Below are 21,244 nucleotides of genomic sequence, written 5' to 3'. Positions count from 1 at the left end.
GTCACCGGGCCGTCGCCGAGGCGAGTGCGATGCCGGTGTGGCCCGCGCCGGTGTCCACGGTGTCCACGGTGTCGAACAGCCGGTTCGCCGGCCTCGGCAGGCCGTAGTGCTCGCGGAGGGTCGCTCCGGTGTACTCCGTGCGGAACAGCCCCCGCTCCTGGAGGATCGGGACGACCCGGTCGACGAAGACCTCCAGCCCGGACGGAAGTACGGCGGGCATGATGTTGAAGCCGTCGGCCGCCCCGCTGTCGTACCAGTGCTCGATGGTGTCGGCGACCTGCACGGCGGTTCCGGCGAAGGTCCGGTGCCCGCGCCCGCCGCCGAGCCGGCCGATGAGCTGTCGAACCGTCAGTCTCTCGCGCCGGGCGAGCTCCACGATCAGGGTGTAGCGGCTCTTGGCCCCCTCGATCTCGTCCTCCTCGGGCAGGCCGTCCGGCAGCTCCCGGTCGAGGTGCAGCTCGTCCGGGTCGAGCTTCAGCGTCCTGGCCAGCTGGCGCTTGGCGTACTCCGGCACGATGAGCCGGTCGAGTTCGGCGTCCAGTTCCAGCGCCTCGGCCTCGGTGTCGCCGATGACCGGGACGATGCCGGGCAGGATCTTGACGCCGTCGGGATCACGGCCCAGCACCTCGGCACGCCGCTTGACGTCCTTGTAGAAGGCGACGCCCTCCTCGAGGGTCTGCTGCGCGGTGAAGACCGCCTCCGCGTAGCGGGCCGCGAAGTCCTTGCCGCTTTCGCTCGATCCGGCCTGCACGAGCAACGGGTATCCCTGTGGCGGCCGTTGGACGTTCAGCGGGCCGTCGACGCGGAAGAACTCGCCGGTGTGTCCGATGCCGCGCACCCGGTCGGCCAGGGCGTGGATCCCGGCCTCCTTGTCGGCCACGACCGCGTCGTCCGCCCAACTGTCCCAGAGCTTCGTCGACACCTCCACGAACTCGGCGGCGCGGCGGTAGCGGTCACGGTGCAGGGGGGTGTCGTCGAGACCGAAGTTGCGGGCCGCGTCGGCACCGGCGGTGGTGACGATGTTCCAGCCGGCCCGGCCGCCGGAGATGTGGTCCAGCGAGGCGAACCGGCGGGCCAGGTTGTACGGCTCGTTGTAGCTGGTGGAGGCGGTGGCGATCAGGCCGATGCGCTCGGTGACCCCGGCGAGCGCGGTGAGCAGCACGGTGGGCTCGAGCTTGGCGGCGGGCCGCCGGCCGGGGTCGCCCATGAGGACGGGTCCGTCGGCGAAGAACAGGGAGTCCAGGAGGCCGCGTTCGGCGATGCGGGCCAGGTTCTTGTAGTGCTCCAGGTCGGAGTTGGCTTCGGCGTGGCTCTCGGGGAGCCGCCATGACGCCTCGTGGTGGCCGGTGGACATCAGGAAGGCGTTCAGATGGAGCTGCTTGCGCGGCATGGGTGTCTTCTCCTCGGAGGATCTCGGAAGATCGGTGCGTGAGGTGGGGTCTTCGTCCGGGGCGGGCCGGATCAGGGCGCGGGGTCCGGTGCCGCGCAGCGCGCGGGGCGGAGGATCGAGGCGACGCGGAGCGGCTGGGGCCTCCCCCGCTCGGGCGGGGCCGGGAGCGCGGGAAAGATCGGCGACAACCCAGCGAGGTGCTGCGCCAGGGCCCGCGGACCGGGGCACGATCCGGACGAGAGGCCCTACGGCTGAGCCACGCCGAGGGCGGCCAGCAGGGTGTCGCGGTACTCCTGGAAGCGCGGTTCGCGGCGGGAGCGCGGGGACGGCAGGTCGATCCTGAGGTCGACGGAGATGAGCCCGTCCTCCAGGACGAGGACCCGGTCGGCGAGCTCCACGGCCTCGTCGACGTCGTGGGTGACCAGCAGCACCGCGGGGCGGTGGCGTTCGTACAGCTCGCGCAGCAGGTCGTGCATCCTGATCCGGGTCAGTGCGTCGAGGGCGCCGAACGGTTCGTCCGCCAACAGGAGTTCGGGGTCGCGAACGAGGGCGCGGGCCAGCGCGGCGCGCTGCTGTTCACCGCCGGACAGCTCATGGGGCCAGGAGCGGTCGCGGCCCTCCAGGCCGACCTCGGCGAGCGCCGTGAGACCCCGCTCACGGGCGCCGGGGCCGCGCAGTCCGAGGACGACGTTGTCGAGCACCCTCAGCCAGGGCAGCAGCCGGGAGTCCTGGAAGGAGAGCGAGACCCGGTCGGGTACGGAGAGTTCGCCGGACCCCTCGACGGTGTGGTCGAGACGGGCGACGGCGCGCAGCAGGGTGGACTTGCCGGAGCCGCTGCGGCCGAGGAGCGCGGTGAACTCCCCTTGTGGCACCGTGAGATCGAGGTTCTTGAGGACGTCCCGGTCACCGAACCGCCGTACGAGCCCGGAGGTGCGGATCGCGGGCCGGGCTTCCGTCAGCCCGCCAGTGTGCGTCGCCATGAGAGGGCCTTCCTTTCGACTGCGCGTACCGCCGCGTCCGAGGCGAAGCCGAAGATCACGTAGGCCACCAGCCCCACGATGATCACGTCGGACTGGGCGTACTGCTGGGCCTGGAACATCATGTAGCCGATGCCGCTGGTGGCGTTGATCTGTTCGACCACGATGAGGCCGAGCCAGGACGAGGTGACGCCGAGCCGCAGGCCGACGAAGAAGCCGGGCAGCGAGCCGGGTACGACCACCTTGCGGATGAACGTCGCACGGTTCAGGTCGAGTCCTTCGGCCAGTTCGACGTACCTGCTGTCGATGCCGGTCAGCGAGGCGTATGTGTTGATGTACATGTTCACCGCGACGCCGAGCGCGATCACGGTGACCTTCATCTGCTCACCGATGCCGAGCCACAGGATCAGCAGCGGGAGCATGGCGAGGGAGGGGATGGCCCGCTTGATCTGGAGCGGCCCGTCCAGCAGGTATTCACCACCGCGGCTCAGCCCCGCCGCGACGGCAAGGATCACGCCGGCCGTCACTCCGAAGAACAGGCCGAGACCGGCGCGCTGGAGCGAGATCAGTACGTTGTCCTGGAGGCGCCCGGTGGCGACCAGGTCGCCCGCGGTGGCGAGCACCGTGCCGGGCGAGGACAGGATCCGGGGATCGAGGTGGCCGGACGCGGAGGCGGCCCACCAGGCGAGCACGAGCAGCGCCGGGCCGATCAGCCGTCCGAAGGGCAGCGCCCGCCCCGGTCCGAGACGCCGGCGGGTGCCCTTCGAGACACGCGCCGTCCCCTCGGTGTTCCGTGGTCCCCCCGGCTGCGGCGTCACCGTCTCCGTGTCGGCCGTCCGTGCCTTCGCCAGCAGATCGGTCATGACCCCTCCCGGTACTCGGCGGCCACGGCCTGTGCCGCCAGCCCTTCGAATCGGCGGTCGAACAGTTCGGAGGCCTTCTGCTTCGGTACGAAGCCTCCTTCGGCCAGCAGATCGGCGGTCTCCTGTTCCCAGGCGAGGGCCTCGTCCCAGCTCACCGGGAACTGCGGCTTGTGCTGGGAGTCGACGATGCGCCGGCCGTCCTCCTTCGACACGCCCTGGTCCTTCACGTAGTACGTGTCGATCCACTCGTCCTGGTTCTCCCAGGCCCACACCTGGCCGCGCGCCCACAGCGGTACGAAGCTGCGTACGGCCTTGGCCTTCTCCGGGTCGTCGAGGACCTCGTGCGGCGCCCAGAGCACGGTCAGCAGGTCGACGACCTCCGTCTTCACCCCGCGGGCGCCGTCCTTGCCGTACTGGTCGAGGTACTTCGTCAGGGTGGGCTCGCCCAGCGGCGCGACGTCGACCTGTGCGGACTGCAGGGCGGTGAGGAACTGGGTGCTGGGCAGGGCGACCAGCTCGACGTCGGAGTTCTTCAGTCCGGCTTCCTTGAGCGCGCGCAGGACGACGACGCCCTGGGCCTGGCCCTGGGAGAACCCGATCTTCTTCCCCCGGAAGTCCTGGGCCTTCGTGATGGACGAGCCGGGGGCCGTCGCGAAGGTGTAGAGCGGGTGGCGGCGGACCTGAACGGCGACGATCTTCGCCTGGACACCTATGGCGTGCGCCTGGATCGGCGGAATCCCGGCGTTCGTTGCCAGATCAATGGATTTCGCACGGAAACCCTGGATGATATCGGGCCCCGCGGAAAGGTTCGGCCACTCGGTGACGGTGAACGGAAGTTCCTTCGCGAGTCCTGCGGGCTTCAGCTGGAGTTGCGCCGAACGGGCGGCGATCTTCAGCTTCGTCCCGGCCGCCGGGTTTCCGGACGGAAGGGCACCGGCGGGTGCCGCACCGGCTACGGATTTCACCTGGGGCGAGCATGCGGCAAGGCTCAGTACGGTGCCTCCCGCAAGAGCGAGAAAAGACCTCCGGGCCAGGGCCCGCCTGTTGTCATGGCGTGTCATCGTGAAATTCCTGATCACTGATCGGGCGCGGGGCGGATGGAATGGTAGGAGCCGTCGTGGAAGAGCAGCGGGCTACGCCCCTCGTCCAGCCAGGACTCCTCGACCCTGGCGATGACGATGCGGTGGTCGCCGGCCGGGACGATGGTCTGGACGGTGAGCCGCAGCCAGCCGGTCACCCCGTCGAGCACGGGCTCCCCGCCGGGGAGCCGACGCCAGCGGGTCGGGGCCGCGAACCGGTCGACACCACTGGTGGCGAACGTGGTGGCCACCTGCTGCTGTTCGACACCGAGGAAGTTCACGACGGCGCTGGAGGCGCGCTCGACGTGCGGCCAGGACGAGGCGGACGTCCCTATGCCGAAGGAGACGAGCGGTGGGGCCAGGGACAGTGAACTCAGCGACGTGGCGGTGAACCCCACCGGCCCGAGGCCGGCGTCGGCGGTGACCACGACCACGCCCGCCGGATACCTGCGGAAGGCCTGTTTGAAACGCTCCGGCGCGATGCCGGGGACGGCTGCGGTCGCGGCGGGTTCGGACGGTTGGACGGCGGCGTACGAGGACACGGTGACGGTCAATGTCTCTCCCCGGTCGAAAGGCGAGAAGCGGGCGTGCGGAATCGCGCGACGGCTTACGGAAGTGCATGAGGGTGCACGGGGACACGGGCGGAAGGAAATCACGCACGAGTGCGGACCGCCCGGCAATTCAACTGCGGGTTATCGATTACCCGGACAGGGGCGACAACAGGTACGCCGGGCGATTCCGCTCGTCGGCGCGGCCGTGCGGCAGGAACGCGCCGGTGTGGGCGCTGGCTCCGAATTCCGCTGTCGGCTGGTCATGAAACCATCTTCCCGTGCGGTTTGCGGCCGGTCAACAATGCAACGTTCTGAATTAAAGCGGGGTTCCGCGGACGTCAGGACACCGCGGGCAGCGCGGGCAGCGCGGGCCACGGGCCCAGCGGGTCTGCGTACAGGGCGTCCAGCGCCACCGCGCCGCCCGCCGTGGCCAGCACCGATCCGGTGAAGCTGCTGGGCACGACGGCCCGTTCCGGGTCGTCGCATACCCAGGAGCGCATCGCCACCTCTTCCCGGAGGTCGGCGAGACATTCCGGCAGCCGGCCCGCCCCGGGCTCGACCACCACCAGGCATTCGGGGTCGAACATGTCCAGGAGCAGCGCCGCGGCCCTGCCCACCAGCCGGGCGCGGCGGCGGAACAGCTCCACGGCGCGCGCCTCCCCGGCCATGGCGTGATCCAGCAGCTCCTGGAACGTCGCCGCGTGCAGGCCCTGTTCGGCGGCACGGCGGACCATGGCCCGCTCGGAGACCTCGGACTGCAGGCACCCGGTGCGCCCGCACCTACAGGGTTCCGCATCGCCCGAACCGCCCGCCCCCAGGGGGAGATGGGCCACACTGCCCGCGCCCGAGCGCGGCCCCCGGTGCAGTTCACCGGAGGTCGCGAACGCCGCGTCGACGACCGCGCCGACGAAGAGCAGCACCGTGCTGCGCCGGGTCGACACCTCGCCGAACATCTGCTCCGCCCGCGCCAACGCCCGCGAATGACTGTCCACATGGACCGGGAGTCCGGTCGCAGCGGTGAGGATCTCGCGTACGGGAACGGCGCGCCAGCCGAGGTGCGGGTGCTCCACGACGACTCCGGCGGCGGGGTCCACCCGGTGCCCGGTGGCGACACCCAGCGCCAGCACCTGCCGGCCGGCCGCGTGAGCGGCCGTCAGCAGGGGCAGCCGGGCGCCCAGGCCGTCGAGGATCCGGTGGGGGTTGGTGTCGGTGTGCGGCCTGCGCTCCTCGGCCACGACCCGGCCGCGCAGGTCCATCAGGGCCACCGTCGAGTGCGCGACCGCGATGTGGGCCCCCGCCACCAGGAAGCGGGAGGTGTCGATCTCCAGAGGCACGTGAGGGCGTCCGAGCCCGCGCGGTCCGGTCGTCTCGGCGCTCTGCCGGACCAGGCCGCGGGACAGGAGCTGTGCCGCGTGTCCGGTCACCGCGGCGGGCGAGAGGCCGGTGAGCCTGGCTACGGTGGACCGGGCCACCGGGCCGTGGTCGAGGATCGCACCCAGCACCGATCCCGTGCCTGAAGGGCGGCGTGCGCGTCCGGGCGCGGGGATCTCGGAGCGGCGCGGGGGCCGGGGGCGGGTGGGCGCAGGCAGACGTGTCACAGGTCTTCCAGGTCCTCGATGACAGCGGGTGTGGAGGTGAGTACCCGGGAGCGGGGTCCTCCTGACGAACCCGGCGGCAGCATGCCGTCCGGAGTCTCGCCGGTCCGTGGCGGGGCGTCCTGCGCGAAGACGGGGAGGACGGGACCTCCGAGGGGCGCGCGGACTTACGGGTGCTCAGTCCCGGTGACACGCCGCGGAGCACACGCGCTTCAGGTCGACATGACCTCGCGTCGTCAGGTGTGCGGATCGCTGCATGTCACGCAACGTATCCGGAACGCCGTAAGCCGGTCAAACACCTGACCGCATGGTGGACTCCCGTGCGGACGGCCGGCCGATGCCCCGCCCTCCGGCACTCCACGGGCACCACAGGTCATCGCGCCGCTCGACCGCCCAGCGGGCGCTCGGGGCGTAGGGGCGTGCGAAGGTGCGAGGAGTGAGCGGCCCGCCCGTCGTCGAACTGGTGGACGCAAGTGGGGGGATGACGCCCGGAATTAACCTCAGGTCTCTTGCCACGACCGGTCTACGCGCATAGTTTTTGGCCCCTCACTACACATTTGGGGGCAGTTCCCGTGCACATAGCCAGACCCGGTTCCGCTCTGCTGGCCACCGCCGTCGCCGTGACCCTGTCGGTGACCGCGCTGCCCGCCGCCTTCGCGGCACCGTCGTCGTCGGCCGTCATCTCCGAGGTGTACGGCGGCGGGGGCAACTCCGGTGCGACGCTCACCCGCGACTACATCGAGCTGGCCAACGCCGGCGGGAGCTCCTTCGGCCTGTCCGGCTTCAGCGTCCAGTACCTGCCGGGCACCCCCTCCGCCGGATCGGTGTGGCAGGTCTCCGAGCTGTCCGGCGCCGTCGCGCCGGGCGGCCGCTACCTCGTCGCGCAGGCCACGGGCGCCGGCGGCACGGTGGCCCTGCCGACTCCGGACGCCACCGGCACCACGGCGATGTCCGCGGCGAGCGGCACCGTCGCGCTGGTTTCCGGAACCACCCCCCTGACCTGCAGGACCGCTGCGGACTGCGCCGCCGACACCCGGATCGTCGATCTCGTCGGCTACGGCTCCGCCGTCGTGCGCGAGGGCGGCGGCCCGGTGACGGGCGCCTCCGCCGGGGCCTCCGTGGCGCGTGGCGCGACTCTCGCGGACACGGACGACAACGCCGCGGACCTGACCGCCGGGACTCCGACGCCCGTCAACGCGGCGGGCGAGACCTCCGGCGGCTCCGGGCCGGGCGAGCCCGGCGGGCCGACCGAGCCCGGCACGGTGCGGGTCCACGACATCCAGGGCACGACCCGTCTGTCCCCGCTCGCCGGGCAGCCGGTCACCGGGGTCCCCGGCGTCGTCACCGGCGTACGGACCTCGGGTTCCCGCGGCTTCTGGATCCAGGACACCGCGCCGGACGAGGACGCCCGCACGAGCGAGGGCCTGTTCGTCTACACCGGCTCGACGGCCCCCGCCGTCGCGGTAGGCGACTCGGTGCTGGTCAGCGGCAAGGTGGCCGAGTACTACCCGGCCACCGGCGCCCAGTCGCTCACCCAGATCACCGCCCCGCTGACCACGGTCCTCTCCTCGGGCAACGTCCTGCCGGAGGCGGTCGTCCTCGATGCCGCGTCGGTTCCGGACGCCTATGTGCCGACGGCCGGCGGTGGTTCGGTCGAGGCGCTCGCGCTCGACCCGGCGGCGTACGCCCTGGACCTCTACGAGTCGCTCGAAGGCGCCCGCGTCACGATGTCCGACACCCGGGTGACGGGTGCGACGACCGCGTACGACGAGGTCTGGGTGACGGTGAAGCCGCGCGAGAACCCGACCCGGCGTGGCGGCACCCTGTACGCCTCCTACGACGACCAGAACACCGGCCGCCTCAAGGTGATGTCGCTGGACGCCGCGCAGCCCGTGCCGGTCGCGGATGTGGGCGACGTGCTGTCCGGCTCCACCACGGGCGTCGTCGACTACGCGTCGTACGGCGGCTACAACGTGCAGGCCACCGAGCTGGGCGCGCTGGAGGACAACGGCCTGGAGCGCGAGGTGACGCGGAAGCAGAAGCGCAAGGAGCTCGCCGTCGCCACCTACAACGTGGAGAACCTCGACGCGGCCGACGCGCAGGCCAAGTTCGACACGCTCGCCGAGGGTGTGGCGGTCAGCCTCGCGTCCCCGGACGTCGTGTCGCTGGAGGAGATCCAGGACGACAACGGTGCGGTGAACGACGGCACCGTGGGTTCCGAGGCGACGCTCGAGCGCTTCACGGACGCGATCGTCGCCGCGGGCGGCCCCCGCTACGCCTGGCGCTACGTGGCCCCCCAGGACGGGCGGGACGGCGGGGAGCCCGGCGGCAACATCCGTAACGTGTTCCTCTTCAACCCCGACCGGGTCGACTTCGTGGACCGTGCGGGCGGCGACGCGACCACCGCCGTGCAGGCGGTGAAGACGAAGAAGGGTGCCGCGCTCTCCGTCTCCCCCGGCCGTGTCAACCCCACGAGCACGGCCTGGGACAGCAGCCGCAAGCCGCTGGTGGGCGAGTTCCGCTTCCGTGGCGAGACCGTCTTCGTCATCGGCAACCACTTCGCGTCCAAGGGCGGCGACCAGTCCCTGCACGGCCGGTACCAGGAGCCGGCGCGCACCTCGGAGACGCAGCGCGTGCGGCAGGCGTCGGAGGTCAACACCTTCGTCACCTCGCTGCTGAAGGCGGACAGGTCGGCCCGGGTCGTGACGCTCGGCGATCTGAACGACTTCGCCTTCTCCCCCACGATGAAGGCGCTGACCAGTGGCAAGGTGCTCAAGCCACTGATCACGACGCTGCCCGCGGGCGAGCGGTACAGCTACGTCTACGACGGCAACTCGCAGACGCTGGACCACATCCTGACCAGCCCCGCGATCCGCCGTTTCGACTACGACGTGGTGCACATCAACGCGGAATTCGCCGACCAGGCGAGCGACCACGACCCGCAGATCGTGCGGATCGACGTGAAGGGGCACGGCCACCGGCACTGACACGACCGGGTGGCGGCCCCGGAAGGGCCGCCACCACGGCCGGGGTCGCTCACCGCGGTGCGGGCGGACCGGGAGGCCGGAACGGAGGGGGGGCGGGCTCTGCCGGGGCGCTCCGCCCGGCCCGCGCCTGGCGCGGCAGCCGGGCCTCGCCAGGATCGAGCGGCTGGTCCGTGAAGAAGCGGGTCACGAGGGCGGCGACCTCTTCGGACCGCTCCAGCACGACCCAGTGGTCGGATTCCGGGAGGGTGAGGAACCGGCTGCCCTCGATCGTCCCGGCGAACTCCCGCTGGAGCTCCGGCGACGTCACCGTGTCGTGCTCCCCGGCGAAGACCAGGGCGGGTACGCCGGACAGCCCGCCGGAGAAGTCCGGCCGGTCCCCCAGCGCCCGCCGCAGCGAGTCGGCGGCGTGGGGCGAGTGGGCGAGCGCGTGCAGGAACGAGCGCCGCACATAGCGCCGGGCGAGCTCCCTGCGGTGCACGTGCCGCTCCGGGTCCAGGCACATCAGCCCGTCGGCGGCCAGCGTCGCGAAGGACTCGGCGTCCCCCCCGTCCAGGGCCTGCGTCGCCCGGCGCCAGTAGGTCCGCCGGTCCTCACCGACATGGGTGGGGACACCTCCGAGGACGAGCCGGGCGATCCGCCCCGGGTCGTGCTGTGCGCAGCCGAAGGCGATGGCCGCACCGTAGGAGAAGCCGAAGAGATTGATCCGGGAGGCGCCCAGATCGTCGATGATCCCGGTGACCGCCGCACGCAGGACCGGGGCACCGGGGCCGGGTGGCAGGGGGTCCGCCGTGCCCATCCCGGGGAGGTCGGCGGTCACCACATCGGCCACCGGGCCCAGATGGTCGTCCATCTGCGGCCAGCCGAACATGCCCTGCAGCGCGCCGCCGATCACGAGGACCGGCTCGGTGACGGGTGCTCCGCCGACGGCCGGGTCACGGGGCAGAAGACGATAGCCGTAACGCAGTCCGTCCACGGTCAGGGACCGGATGATCTCCTCGGGCACGGTGCTCCTCTTCCGTCAGGCCCTGGTGAGGACGAGTGCCGCGTTGTGTCCGCCGAAGCCGAGCGAGGTCTTGACGGCGCAGTCGAACGCGGCGTGCCTGGCCTCCTTGCTCACCACCTCGACCGGGATCGCGGGGTCGGGGGCGTCGAGGTTGACGGTCGGCGGGACGAGCTGGTGCTGGAGGGCGAGGACGGTCAGGGCCGTCTCGATGCCGCCCGCCGCCCCCAGGGTGTGTCCGGTCATGGCCTTCGTCGACGTGACGAGGGGATGCTCACCGAGGACGCGGCGCAGCATGGTCGCCTCGATGAGGTCGTTGGCGACCGTCGACGTCCCGTGGGAGTTGACGTGGCCGATGTCGGCGGCGCCGGCACCGGCGTCGGCCAGGGCGGTGCGCAGCGCCCGCTCGATGCCGAGGCCGTCCGGGTCCGGGGCGACGGCGGAGTACGCGTCGCTGGAGGCCCCGTAGCCGGCGACACGGGCGCGGACGACGGCACCGCGCGCCCGGGCGTGCTCGGGGCGTTCCATGACGAGGAGGCCGGCACCCTCGCCGACGACGAATCCGTCGCGGTGCGTGTCGAAGGGACGGCAGGCGGCCCGGGGGTCGTCGCGGCGTGTGGAGACGGCCCGCATCTGGCAGGCACTGGCGATCAGCAGCCGGGAGCGCACCGATTCGGCGCCGCCCGCGACGACGATGTCGCAGGCCCCGGTGCGGAGCATCTGGTGGGCCGTGCCGATGGCCACGGTGCCCGACGAACAGGCCGTGGACACGGCCTGGCTCGGGCCGTGCACCCCCAGGTCCATGGCGACGCTGCTGGCGGCGCCATTGACGACACTCAGCGGGGCGAGCTTCGGGGAGACACGCCGCGCGCCGCGCTCGGTGAGGGTGGTGTGCTGTTCGTCGTAGAACGGCAGGCCGCCGTGGGCGGAGCCGATGACGACGGCGACCCGTCCGCTGTCCCAGACCGAGGTGTCGAGTCCGGCGTCCGCGACCGCCTCGCGCGCGGCGATCACGGCGAGCTGCGAGAAGCGGTCCATCAGCCGCTGTGCGGCCACGCCCAGGGCGGCCTTCGTGTCCAGGGAGTCGACGGTGTACATGAAGTCGCAGGGCAGTCCGTCGAGTTCCGGCAGGTGCGGCACCGAGGGGGCGGCCCCGGTGCCGCACACGCCCTGCCATGCCTCCTCGATCCCCACGCCGGCTGCGGTGACCAGGCCGATGCCGGTGACCGCGGCGCTGAACGGCACGACGGCCGGCTCTGTGGACCCGCGTGCGAACGGCCCCCGGCCCGTCACGCGCCGGCCTTGCTGCGCACGGCCGCGACCAGGTGGCCGAGGGTGTCGCGCGACGACAGGACGACGTCCTCGAGATCGACGTCCATCCGGTCCTCGATGAGGAGCCGGAGCTCCTCCAGGGCGAGCGAGTCCAGCCGCAGCTGCCGGAGCGGCACCTCGGGCCGGATGGCCTCCGGATCCGTTCCGAACCTGGTGACGAGCAAGGCGCTGATCTCTTCCGAGGTGCTCATGGGGACGCTCCTCCGCTCTCGGTACGCGGTGACGCCGGCCGCGTGGGGGGTGAGATGGCCATCGGGGACGCCGGCTGCTCGGGAGGGACCCTTTATACGCCTTCGGGCCGGCGGTTCCCGACCCCGTTCCCCCGTGAGGAGGGGGGACGGCCAGGTGTGCGATTCCGCCGCACCGCGGCGGGGGGTGACACGATGGGCACGGACGTACGGACATGAGGACCCACCGGAGGACGAGGCGGCCGTGGCGAGGAAGCAGCACGACGGAGCGGTACGGACGAGCCCGGCCAAGTGGGTGGCCGCGCAGGCGGAGTTGTACGAGTCGTCGGGCGGGACGAAGGGCACCACCCAGCTCGGCGTCCCCTGTCTGCTGCTGGACTACGTCGGCCGGCGCAGCGGCGCGGTGCGGCGGACGGTGCTGATGTACGGACGGGACGGTGACGGCTATCTGATAGTCGCGTCGAACGGCGGCTCGGACCATCACCCCCTCTGGTACCTGAATCTGCTGGCCGGCCCCGCCGTGGACGTCCGGGTGGGCACGGAACGCTTCCCGGCCCTGGCCGAGACGCTCTCCGCCGAGGAGAAGGAGCGGGTGTGGCCCCATCTGGTGGAGGTCTTCCCCCGGTACGCCCAGTACCGGGCGGGGACGGACCGCGACATCCCCGTGGTCCGGCTCCGACGGCGCTGACCTGCGCCGGACCGTGGCGGAACGAGGCACCAACAGGGCTCCCCGTGACCGGTATTGAGCCGTACACTCCGCGATCATGACCTTCGAAACGGTGTACGCCGACGCGCCCGCCCCCGACGGGCCCGCCCTCTTCCCGACCATGTCCACGATGCGCGCCATGCGCCGCCTCAAGCCGGACCCCGTACCGGACGAGACGATCGACCAGCTCGTCCAGGCCGCCGTCTGGGGGCCGAGCGGCGGCAACATGCAGTGCTACGAGTACGTGGTCGTCACCGACCGCGCCATGATGGCCGAGCTGGCCCCGCTCTGGAAGCGGTGTGTCGACGCCTACCTCGCGACGACCGGCAAGCACGCGCCGAAGGGCATGGACGGCGCGGCGTACGGGCGGATGGTGGCGGCGATCGAGCACCAGCGCGACCACTTCGCGGACACACCGGCTCTGATCATCCCCTGTTACAAGTTCCCGGAGCCGCAGTTCGACGAGGAGGGCCTGGGCGTCTATGCCGAGTCGCTCGGCCCGGCGGGCCTCGAGCACATGGCGGGCACGCAGACCCGCTTCCAGGCCCTCGCGGAGGGCTCCTGCGTCTATCCCGGCGTCCAGAACATCCTGCTCGCGGCGCGGGCGCTGGGGCTCGCGGCCAACCTCACGATCTGGCACCTGATGCTGGAGCAGGAGTGGAAGAAGGCCCTCGGGATCCCCTCGGACACGCACACCTTCGCCGCCATTCCGGTGGGGTGGCCGCAGGGCAACTTCGGACCGGTCCGCCGCCGGCCGGTGGCCGACGTCATCCACCGGGACCGCTGGTAGCCACACCCACGCGCCGTCACCCCCCGAGGGGGTGACGGCCACCGGTCGGGCACCCGCTTGCACCTCAACTCCATTGGAGTGAAAGGGATTTGGACACGCCAAGGCATCGTTGTCATGCCCTGAGCAGATAGATAGCCTGTGCGGGCTCAGCGGCCCTCGGCCCACCCCAACCCGGTCCGGCGGCCTTCCTCTCCCCACAGACCTGGAGCAGGTATGCCCCGACGCCCCGCCGGCCACACCCGAGGCCACGCAGCCGTTCTGGCCTCCCTCACCGTCACCGCCCTCGTCGCCACCGGCCATCCGGCCACCGCCGCGCCCGCCCCGGCCTCTGACCCCATGAACCAGGCCTTCGAACGGGCCGCGGGGAAGTACGACGTACCACGTGACCTGCTCGCCGCGGTCGGCTACGGCGAGACGCACCTGAACGGACACGCCGGGCGCCCCAGCCAGGACAACGGCTTCGGCGTGATGCACCTCGTCAGCAACCCGTCGAACCACTCCCTGGAGAAGGCCGCCGCGCTGACGGGCAAGTCCACCGCCGACCTGCGCAAGGACACCGGGACCAACATCCTGGGCGGAGCGGCCGTGCTGCGGAGCCACGCCGACGCGCTGGGTCTCGACAAGACCGAACGGGCGGACATCGACGCCTGGTACCCGGCCGTCGCCCGCTACAGCGGGGCCGAAGGCGCCGTCGCCGCCCTCTACGCCGACACCGTCTACACCTTCCTCGCACAGGGGCTGCGGGCCACCGTCGCCGGTGGCGAACGGGTCACGGTCACCTCCCGCCCGGTCTCCCCCGAGAAGGGCCCCCTCGCGAAGGCCGACGTCCTGGCTCCGAGCCCGGACTACCCTTCGGCGCTCTGGGTGGCCGCCAACTCCGCCAACTTCGCGACGGGCCGTACGGCGACGGTGGACAAGGTGGTCGTCCACGTCACGCAGGGCTCTTACGCCGGGACCATCAGCTGGTTCCAGAACGCGACGTCGAAGGTCAGCTCCCACTACGTGGTCCGCTCCTCGGACGGCCAGATCACCCAGATGGTGCGCGACAAGGACACCGCGTACCACGCCAAGAGCGCGAACGCCTCGTCGCTCGGCATCGAGCACGAGGGCTTCGTCGACGACCCGTCGTGGTTCACCGACACGATGTACCGCTCGTCGGCGGCACTCACGAAACACCTGTGCGACCGGTACGGCATCCCCAAGGACCGGGCGCACGTCATCGGGCACAGCGAGGCCCCCGGCAACGACCACACCGACCCGGGCGTCAACTGGAACTGGACCTATTACATGCAGCTCGTCGGCGGCTCCGACAGCGGGGCCGACGGGCTGAGCTTCGGGTCGTACACGACCCAGAAGAAGGGCTCGACCGGCCCCCAGGTGAAGGCGGTCCAGACACTGCTGAACCAGCAGGGCTACGAGGCGGGCGCCGCGGACGGCATCTTCGGCTCCACCACCGAAAGTGCCGTACGGACGTTCCAGACCGCGCGCGGCCTCGACGCCGACGGCATGGTCGGCCCGAAGACCTGGACCGCGCTGCTCTCCGCGGGCACCACCCCCGCCCTCGCCACGGGCTCCTCCGGCGAGGCGGTCAAGCGGCTGCAGCGGGCGCTGACCGCGGCGCTGGGCAGAACGGTGACCGCCGACGGGGCTTTCGGGGCGAACACGGACAAGGCCGTCCGTGACTACCAGAGCACCCGGAACCTGTCGGTCGACGGCGGCGTCGGCCCCGACACCTGGGGCGCGCTGCAGTCCGGACGCTGATCCCCGCAGCGCCGGATTCCGGCGCCCCGCGCCTGCCCGCTGAGTAGCGGTACTCATGCCCAGGTCCCGCCCCGCCGGGACGATGGGGGCGAGCAGGCGCGGGGCACAGCCGGACACGGTGCGATGCGCCGTGGGGGGCGCGGCGGAGGGGGACGGCATGGGACGGTTCGTGGGGGCGGCGATCGCCACGGCGATACTGGCGGGAGCACTGGCCCTGGCCTACACGTCGGGCATGTCGGCGTCGCTGCTGCTGGGCGCGGCGGCCGGAGTGGCGAGCCTGCTGTGGCTGCTCCTCCTGCTGACGGTTCCGTGGAATCTGTACTTCCGGGCGCACACCGTGCTGGCCGAGATCGGCGTGAGCCGGGCGAAGGGCCTGGAGGTGTCCGAGGAGCGGGACGCCGAAGCGTCCAGGATCGCGCGGATGATGCTCCGCGTGGCCGTGGGCGGGCACGCCCTGACGGCGGCTCTGGCCGTGGCGGTCACCGCGGCGACCGGTGCTGTGACGGGCTACTGGTTCGCCGGGTTCTTCCTGCTCAGTACGGTCTTCCGGCCGGCGGGCGCCTACTTCGGACAGCTGCGACGGCGTCTGGGCACGCTCCTCAAGGACGTGACGTTCCCGCGCGACGACGTGCTGGAGCTGCGCAGTCGCGTCGATCACCTCCACGACGGCGCGAGGGTCCTGGAGCAGAAGGCGGAGGAGCAGTACCAGGCACTCGCCGAAGTGCGGCGAACGCTCGACGCGTTGAACGTCTCCGTCCAGGGCCGGGCGGACGACGCGGACCGGAAGATCGACGCGCTCGCCAGCGAGTTCGAGTCCACGGTCGACCGCCTGACGGACAACCAGGAGATCATCGCCGGCCTCAAGGCATTCCTGCGACTGCTGCGGGCGGCCGACGGTGTGACCTGACACCCCCTCCTCGCGGACGCCCCGGCGGTGACCGGGTGCGCACCCCTTCACCGGGACGGGGAAGAGCAGGAGGCCGTCGCCGCCCGGGGAAACGCGACGCCCTGACGCCGCCCCGCCCGCCCGTGCGCTCCGGAGCGCACCCGGACGGCACGGGCACGCCTTCCCCCGCACCACCCCCACGGACGAATCTGAGCCGTGTCGGCACCCGGCCGACAGGACCCGGAGGGCGGTCGGACATGGCTCGTACGCAGTCGGCATGCGGAGCACTCACCCAGAAGGGGACTCGCTGCCGACGGCTGGCGATGAAGGGCGCCTCCCGGTGCGACCGTCACCGGGGGGACTGGTCGAGGTACACCGTCGCGCGGCGCAAGGCACAGGAGAAGGCGGCCCGTCGGCGGTAGGAAAACCACCCGCTCCCGCGGTCGGCGCTCGGGCAGACTGGGCCGATGGACGCCGACACCCCCGATGCGAGGACACGCGCGCTGAGACACGTGGCCTCGCTGTCGACGGGTCCTCCCCTGGACCCGTCGACGCGCGTGACGCTGAACTTCCACCCCGACCGCGTCAGCGGGGGCCGTACGGTCCTGGAGCGGCTGGCCGAGGACGGGGTGTACGTCTCCCAGTTCGTCACGGGCACCAGCAACGGCGGCCTCACCGCGCACCCCGGCGGTGACCGGTGGCGCTGGGAGAGCCGGATCTTCGGGGGCGCCTACGACGGCGCGGACGCGCACGAGCGGCCTGTCTACGGCGCGCTGGACTTCCGCCGCTCCCCCTACGGTGCGGCGCCCCGATTCGGCTCGGCGCATTTCAGGCTGAGCGCCGAGGCCCTGCCCCACACCACGCTCTGCTACCCGGACAGTTTCCTGGAGCCTTCCGACTTCGGTGTGGCGGCGGCCGGTAGCCGGCTCGTCGCGCTCGCCGAGACCGCCGGCCGGGACGCCCTGGACGACTACGTCGAGGCACAGGTGCACGGCCCGGTCCGGCTCGACGGGCTTGTGGAGGTCCTCGTCCTCGATCCGTGTTTCCGGGGAACGGACGTGGAGAAGGCCGCCCGCGCGCTGCCCTGCCCCGTCGACTGGCACGGTGGATTCCGACTCTCCGTCGAGGAGTTGCGGCGCCACCCGGAGTACCGGGGCCCGGAGTACGTGGAGCTGGGCGCCGCGCTCGCTGTCGACGGGATCCTCGACGCACGGATCATCGGAGAGGCGGTCCGGACGGGACGGCACGATCCCCAGGACCTCAAGCGCGTGTGGCACTGCCTGGCGCGTTTCGGGCGGTGAGCGTGCCGGCACCTGGCGCACAACGCGGTGGTCCCGCACCCCGCACGGGACACGGGATACGGGACCACCTCGATCAGGCTGTTCAGCAGGTCACTTCAGACCGAAGGCCTTGATGATCTCCTGGTCGACGGACAGGCCGCCGGGGCCCTCGGTGTGCGCCTTGAGCGAGACCGAGGACGCGCCCCTGGCGGGGGTCCGCAGCTTCGCGGTCCACTTGCCCGACGAGCCCTTGCGCAGCTCCGCGGCGCTCCAGGTCCTGCCCTCGTCGTAGCTGACCTTCAGCGAGGCCTTCGTCGCCTTCACGGCACCGTCCAGCCAGGCCTGGGTGCCTGACTCGATGCCGACCTCGACCTGCTTGCCGGCCCTGACGTCACCCGCCAGGTCGGTGTCCACGTCGTAGGCCAGCTGCAGCAGCGGGATGTCCGCCTGCGGCGTGCCCTCGGGCAGGGCGCCCGAGACGAAACCCCACTCGGTGTGCGTCCGCGTGGAGGTCTTCCAGGTCGCCTCGTCCCGTACCGAGTCGATGACCAGGCGGTACGGCGCCTTCTCGGGCGACAGGTCCCAGGCGTTACCGGCCCGGCCCACACCCTTCTTGATCAGGGTGTCCCCCTGGTAGAAGGCGAAGGACGTGGTGTCGTACTCGTCCGCGGGCATCGCGCCGGAGTGGCCCTCACCCGAATCCGTCCACGGCGTGATGTTGAACTGGACGTCGTTGTACGCGGTGCGGAACGGACCCCAGTAGCCGGTTCCGAGACGGGGGCCGGTCACCGGGGCGAACCAGTCGGCGCGGTAGGTCCGGCCCGCCGTGTAGTCGAGTTCGGCGCTGCGCATCTCCTGCGCCCGGTCGGAGGCGTCGGCGTTCAGGACCGAGTGGTTCTCGTACCAGAAGGAGTCGCCCGGCAGCGGGTTGACCCACTCCGTGCGGGTGCCCGGGAACTTCTCGTACTCCTCGAAGCCGAGGCCCGGGCCGTAGTCCGGGATGTCGTAGCGGTAGCCGCCGCCGAGCGTCGCCTTGTGGCCGTAGAAGGTGTTCTCCACCTTCGCCAGCTGGCGGGTCGACGGGGCGAAGGCCAGGGAGCGGTCGGGGATGGTGCCGTCGTGACGGTCCACCAGGTCGTAGACGTACGAGGCGTACCTCTTCTGGTCGACGGAGAGCTTCTTGCCGCGCTGCGCCGCCCTGATCAGCGTCTCGCCGGCGGTCTTCTGCACCGAGGCGACCGGGATGGTGGTCTCCTCGCCGTACGGCATGTAGCTCTCCATCGCGACCCCGCGGCCGTCGTTGACGACGAAGAGCGCCTCCGCACCCGCCGCGAGTGCGTTGGCCAGCCGCTCGGCGGGCGGGACGGCATCACTGCGGGTGACGACGACGGCCTTGCCCTTGACGCTGCGGCCCCTGTAGTCGGCCGCGGCGCCGTTGCCGGCGAAGACACCGGTGAGCTTCTGCTCCCTGTCCTCGGCGACGGCCGAGCCGTTCTGGACCGTGACCGGGACGTCGTGGCCGTCGGCCGTCAGGTCGAGCAGCTCCTCGCTCTGGCGCCAGCGGGTCAGGAAACTGAAGCTGCCCTCGGTGACCTTCTTCGTCGGGCTCGCCCACAACTGGTCGTAGGTCAGCGGGATCTGGAAGGCGTCACGCTGGACCACACCCTCGGGGGACGTGCGGGCCATGTCGTAGCGCAGCTGCCGCTTCTCGGACTCCTGCGGGGTGCGCACGCTGACCTTGCGGGCCTTCGAGGCGTCCAGGGTGACCGTGGTGGCCTTGTCGAGGATCGTCTCGGGTGCCGCGAGGAAGGCGACGGCCTTCGAGTCGGGGCGGTCCCCGTCGATGTCCGCGGAGGTCCAGGCGGTGTAGTTGCCCGGGGGCAGCCGCAGTGTGGTCTCACCGGAGACCTGGACGAGGCCGAGCTGCGGGTCGCCGAGCGCGGCGAGGATCACGGTGCCGTCCATCGGCTCGCCCGCACGGCCCCGGAGGCGGAGCGTGAGGTCGTAGAGCTCCTGCTCCTTGTTCACGGCGAAGCCGGTGTGTGCCACCGTCGTGCCGGACGCGTCGGTGGCGACGACCTGGCCGGAGAACCGGGTGTCGTTCGCGACCTTCGACGGGTCGATCGAGAGGACCGCCTCGGCGGTGGAACCGGCCGGGACCGTCAGCTCCGGCGTCGACAGGGTGTAGGCGGCCGCGTCCGTGTCGGTCGCCAGGTTCAGCGTGACGTCGCTGTCACCCGTGTTGCGGTAGGTGATGGTGCGCTCCGCGACCTCGTCCTCGGCGCTGTGCGGCCAGTTGTACGACGCGACCTCGACGGATCCGGTGGCCTCGACCGTGGTGTCGATGGCGGCCTTCACGTCGAGACGTCCGGTGCCCTGCTCGTACGGCGTGTAGCCGGGCAGCCGCTTCGACGAGCTCATCAGCGCGTCCTTGATGCGCTGACCGGACCACTCGGGGTGGCGCTGCTTCAGGATCGCCGCGGCGCCCGCCACGTGCGGGGTCGCCATCGACGTACCGGACATCCCCTGGTACATGCCCTCGATGCCGGGGATCGCCTGCGAGGCCGCGGCGTTGATGTCGACACCGGGTGCGGACAGGTCGGGCTTCAGACCGTGGGACCGCACGAGCGGACCCATGGAGGAGAAGTCGGCTCGGCCGTCCTGCTTGTCGACGGCGGCGATGGTGAGCGCGCTCGCGGCGGAGCCGGGCGAGCCGATGGTGCCCGCGCCGTAGGCGTTGCCCGCGGCGATCACGAACAGCGGGCCGCCGTCGGCGGAGAGCGCGTCGACGGCCTGCGCCATCGGGTCGGTGCCGTCGTCCGGGATGCTGGAGCCGAGGCTCATGGAGACCACGTCGGCGCCTTCGGCCTTCGCCCACTCCATGGCCTCGATGATGCCGGAGTCGGCGCCGGATCCCCCGTCGCTGAGCACCTTGCCGACGATCAGGTCGGCGGCGGGTGCGACGCCCTTGTGGGCGCCGTCCGACGCCGCGCCGGAGCCCGCGATCGTGGAGGCCACGTGCGTGCCGTGGCCGTGCTTGTCGACGACCTCCTCGCCGGGGACGAAGCTCTTGGACTGCGTGACGCGGTCCTTGACGTCCGGGTGCGTCGCGTCGATGCCGGTGTCCAGGACGGCGACCGTGGTGCCCTTGCCGTCGAAGCCGGCGGCCCATGCCTGCGGCGCGTCGACCTGCGGCACGGAGTCCTTCAGCGCTGCCTCGACCTTGCCGTCGAGCCACAGCTTCGCGATGCCGTTGTCCAGGGAACGGCTCTTCGCCGTACGGGAGATGTCGCTCCAGAAGGCGCGTGCGTCGTCCTTGTCCGTCTTGAGCGCCGCACCGTTCACCGACTCGAGCCGGCGGACCGCCTCGCTGCCGCGCGGGGCGGCGGGAAGCGCACGCGCCGTGCTCGCGGAGTAGGTGGCGATCAGCGGTATGCCGCCCGAACGCCGGTCGTCGTAGCCCATCTCGACCAGCGTCGAGATGTTGAACAGCCGGCGGTCCAGCTTCTCCGCCGCGATGAGGGCGGTCGCCTCGTCGGGGATGACGTAGATGTCCTCCCCCGCCTGCTGCACGTGCACGCCGCCCTCGGCGTCTTCGGGGCGGTCGACGGTGACGGTGTCCTGGTTGCCCGCGCCGTCGGAGTAGTGGACGACGTCACCGGTGAGCAGCGTGATGTCGTAGTCGCGGACCTCGGATCCGTGGCGGGCCTCGGTGGTCGGCGGCTTCGGCGCTGCGGCGGCGGAGCCCGCTGCGGGAAGCATGGCGCCGCTCACGAGGGCGACCGAGGTCGCTATGAGCAGAGCCCTGCGTCCCGCGCGAGCGGGTCTCGCCCGGCCGGAAACGGAGGAGAGGGAAAAT

General features: G+C 71.6%; 16 protein-coding genes. 6 read left to right on the top strand and 10 right to left on the bottom strand.

All coding sequences use genetic code 11. The features are described 5' to 3' along the window. Position 1 precedes the first annotated feature (1 nt). The 6 genes from OO67_RS14330 to OO67_RS14305 all read right to left on the bottom strand — a co-directional run bounded on the left by OO67_RS14330 (position 2) and on the right by OO67_RS14305 (position 6,458). Entirely contained in the window at positions 2 to 1,390 is a 1,389-nt protein-coding gene (locus tag OO67_RS14330) for an LLM class flavin-dependent oxidoreductase (RefSeq protein WP_033300310.1), read from the bottom strand. A gap of 245 nt (positions 1,391 to 1,635) precedes the next feature. Beyond that, positions 1,636 to 2,370: an ABC transporter ATP-binding protein gene (locus OO67_RS14325; protein ID WP_033300308.1), complete on the bottom strand. Its 735-nt coding sequence runs from the start codon at positions 2,368 to 2,370 to the stop codon at positions 1,636 to 1,638. After that, positions 2,346 to 3,230, bottom strand: a complete 885-nt coding sequence (locus OO67_RS14320) for an ABC transporter permease (protein WP_033300306.1) — start codon at positions 3,228 to 3,230, stop codon at positions 2,346 to 2,348. Before OO67_RS14320 ends, OO67_RS14325 begins: the two co-directional genes overlap by 25 nt. After that, on the bottom strand, positions 3,227 to 4,291 hold the full coding sequence (locus OO67_RS14315) for an ABC transporter substrate-binding protein (RefSeq protein ID WP_033300440.1): 1,065 nt from the start codon (positions 4,289 to 4,291) through the stop codon (positions 3,227 to 3,229). Before OO67_RS14315 ends, OO67_RS14320 begins: the two co-directional genes overlap by 4 nt. A gap of 14 nt (positions 4,292 to 4,305) precedes the next feature. Next, positions 4,306 to 4,863: a flavin reductase family protein gene (locus OO67_RS14310; RefSeq protein ID WP_033300304.1), complete on the bottom strand. Its 558-nt coding sequence runs from the start codon at positions 4,861 to 4,863 to the stop codon at positions 4,306 to 4,308. A 335-nt stretch (positions 4,864 to 5,198) separates the two neighbouring features. Next, entirely contained in the window at positions 5,199 to 6,458 is a 1,260-nt protein-coding gene (locus OO67_RS14305; protein WP_033300302.1) for an ROK family protein, read from the bottom strand. A gap of 569 nt (positions 6,459 to 7,027) precedes the next feature. Here OO67_RS14305 and OO67_RS14300 point away from each other — a divergent pair. After that, positions 7,028 to 9,442 (top strand): endonuclease/exonuclease/phosphatase family protein, encoded by a 2,415-nt coding sequence (locus tag OO67_RS14300; protein WP_033300300.1) that lies wholly within the window; start codon positions 7,028 to 7,030, stop codon positions 9,440 to 9,442. A 49-nt stretch (positions 9,443 to 9,491) separates the two neighbouring features. Here the strand turns inward: OO67_RS14300 and OO67_RS14295 are convergent, their stop codons facing one another. The 3 genes from OO67_RS14295 to OO67_RS14285 are packed head-to-tail and all read right to left on the bottom strand — an operon-like array spanning position 9,492 to position 11,965. Then, positions 9,492 to 10,445, bottom strand: coding sequence for an alpha/beta fold hydrolase (locus OO67_RS14295; protein ID WP_051709376.1), 954 nt, complete (start codon positions 10,443 to 10,445; stop codon positions 9,492 to 9,494). Between the two features lie 15 nt (positions 10,446 to 10,460). Then, the gene (locus tag OO67_RS14290; RefSeq protein ID WP_033300299.1) at positions 10,461 to 11,735 is read right to left on the bottom strand and encodes a beta-ketoacyl-[acyl-carrier-protein] synthase family protein; all 1,275 of its coding nucleotides are present in this window, start codon (positions 11,733 to 11,735) and stop codon (positions 10,461 to 10,463) included. Beyond that, positions 11,732 to 11,965 (bottom strand): acyl carrier protein, encoded by a 234-nt coding sequence (locus tag OO67_RS14285; RefSeq protein WP_033300298.1) that lies wholly within the window; start codon positions 11,963 to 11,965, stop codon positions 11,732 to 11,734. The genes OO67_RS14290 and OO67_RS14285 overlap by 4 nt, the downstream gene beginning before the upstream one ends. Before the next feature lie 241 nt (positions 11,966 to 12,206). Here OO67_RS14285 and OO67_RS14280 point away from each other — a divergent pair, with 241 nt between their 5' ends. The 5 genes from OO67_RS14280 (at position 12,207) to OO67_RS14260 (ending at position 17,406) form a co-directional block, all read left to right on the top strand. After that, a complete protein-coding gene (locus OO67_RS14280; RefSeq protein WP_033300297.1) occupies positions 12,207 to 12,650 on the top strand; it encodes a nitroreductase family deazaflavin-dependent oxidoreductase in 444 nt (147 codons plus the stop codon). Positions 12,651 to 12,726: 76 nt separating this feature from the next. Beyond that, positions 12,727 to 13,458: a nitroreductase family protein gene (locus tag OO67_RS14275; RefSeq protein WP_033300296.1), complete on the top strand. Its 732-nt coding sequence runs from the start codon at positions 12,727 to 12,729 to the stop codon at positions 13,456 to 13,458. Positions 13,459 to 13,671: 213 nt separating this feature from the next. Then, positions 13,672 to 15,219, top strand: a complete 1,548-nt coding sequence (locus OO67_RS14270; protein ID WP_033300295.1) for a peptidoglycan-binding protein — start codon at positions 13,672 to 13,674, stop codon at positions 15,217 to 15,219. A gap of 157 nt (positions 15,220 to 15,376) precedes the next feature. Then, positions 15,377 to 16,126 carry a hypothetical protein gene (locus OO67_RS14265; protein ID WP_033300294.1) on the top strand — a complete coding sequence of 250 codons (750 nt, stop codon included), beginning with the start codon at positions 15,377 to 15,379 and terminating at the stop codon, positions 16,124 to 16,126. A 446-nt stretch (positions 16,127 to 16,572) separates the two neighbouring features. Next, positions 16,573 to 17,406, top strand: a complete 834-nt coding sequence (locus tag OO67_RS14260; protein ID WP_033300292.1) for a DUF3626 domain-containing protein — start codon at positions 16,573 to 16,575, stop codon at positions 17,404 to 17,406. A gap of 90 nt (positions 17,407 to 17,496) precedes the next feature. Here OO67_RS14260 and OO67_RS14255 read toward each other — a convergent pair whose 3' ends face one another. After that, positions 17,497 to 21,147: a S8 family serine peptidase gene (locus OO67_RS14255; RefSeq protein ID WP_033300290.1), complete on the bottom strand. Its 3,651-nt coding sequence runs from the start codon at positions 21,145 to 21,147 to the stop codon at positions 17,497 to 17,499. Positions 21,148 to 21,244 lie beyond the last annotated feature (97 nt).

Origin of the sequence: Streptomyces atroolivaceus (assembly GCF_000717025.1) — a bacterium.
Classification (GTDB): Bacteria; Actinomycetota; Actinomycetes; order Streptomycetales; family Streptomycetaceae; genus Streptomyces; species Streptomyces atroolivaceus.
The sequence above is the reverse complement of the archived record's forward strand: the minus strand, read 5'-3'. Positions and strand labels throughout refer to the sequence as shown.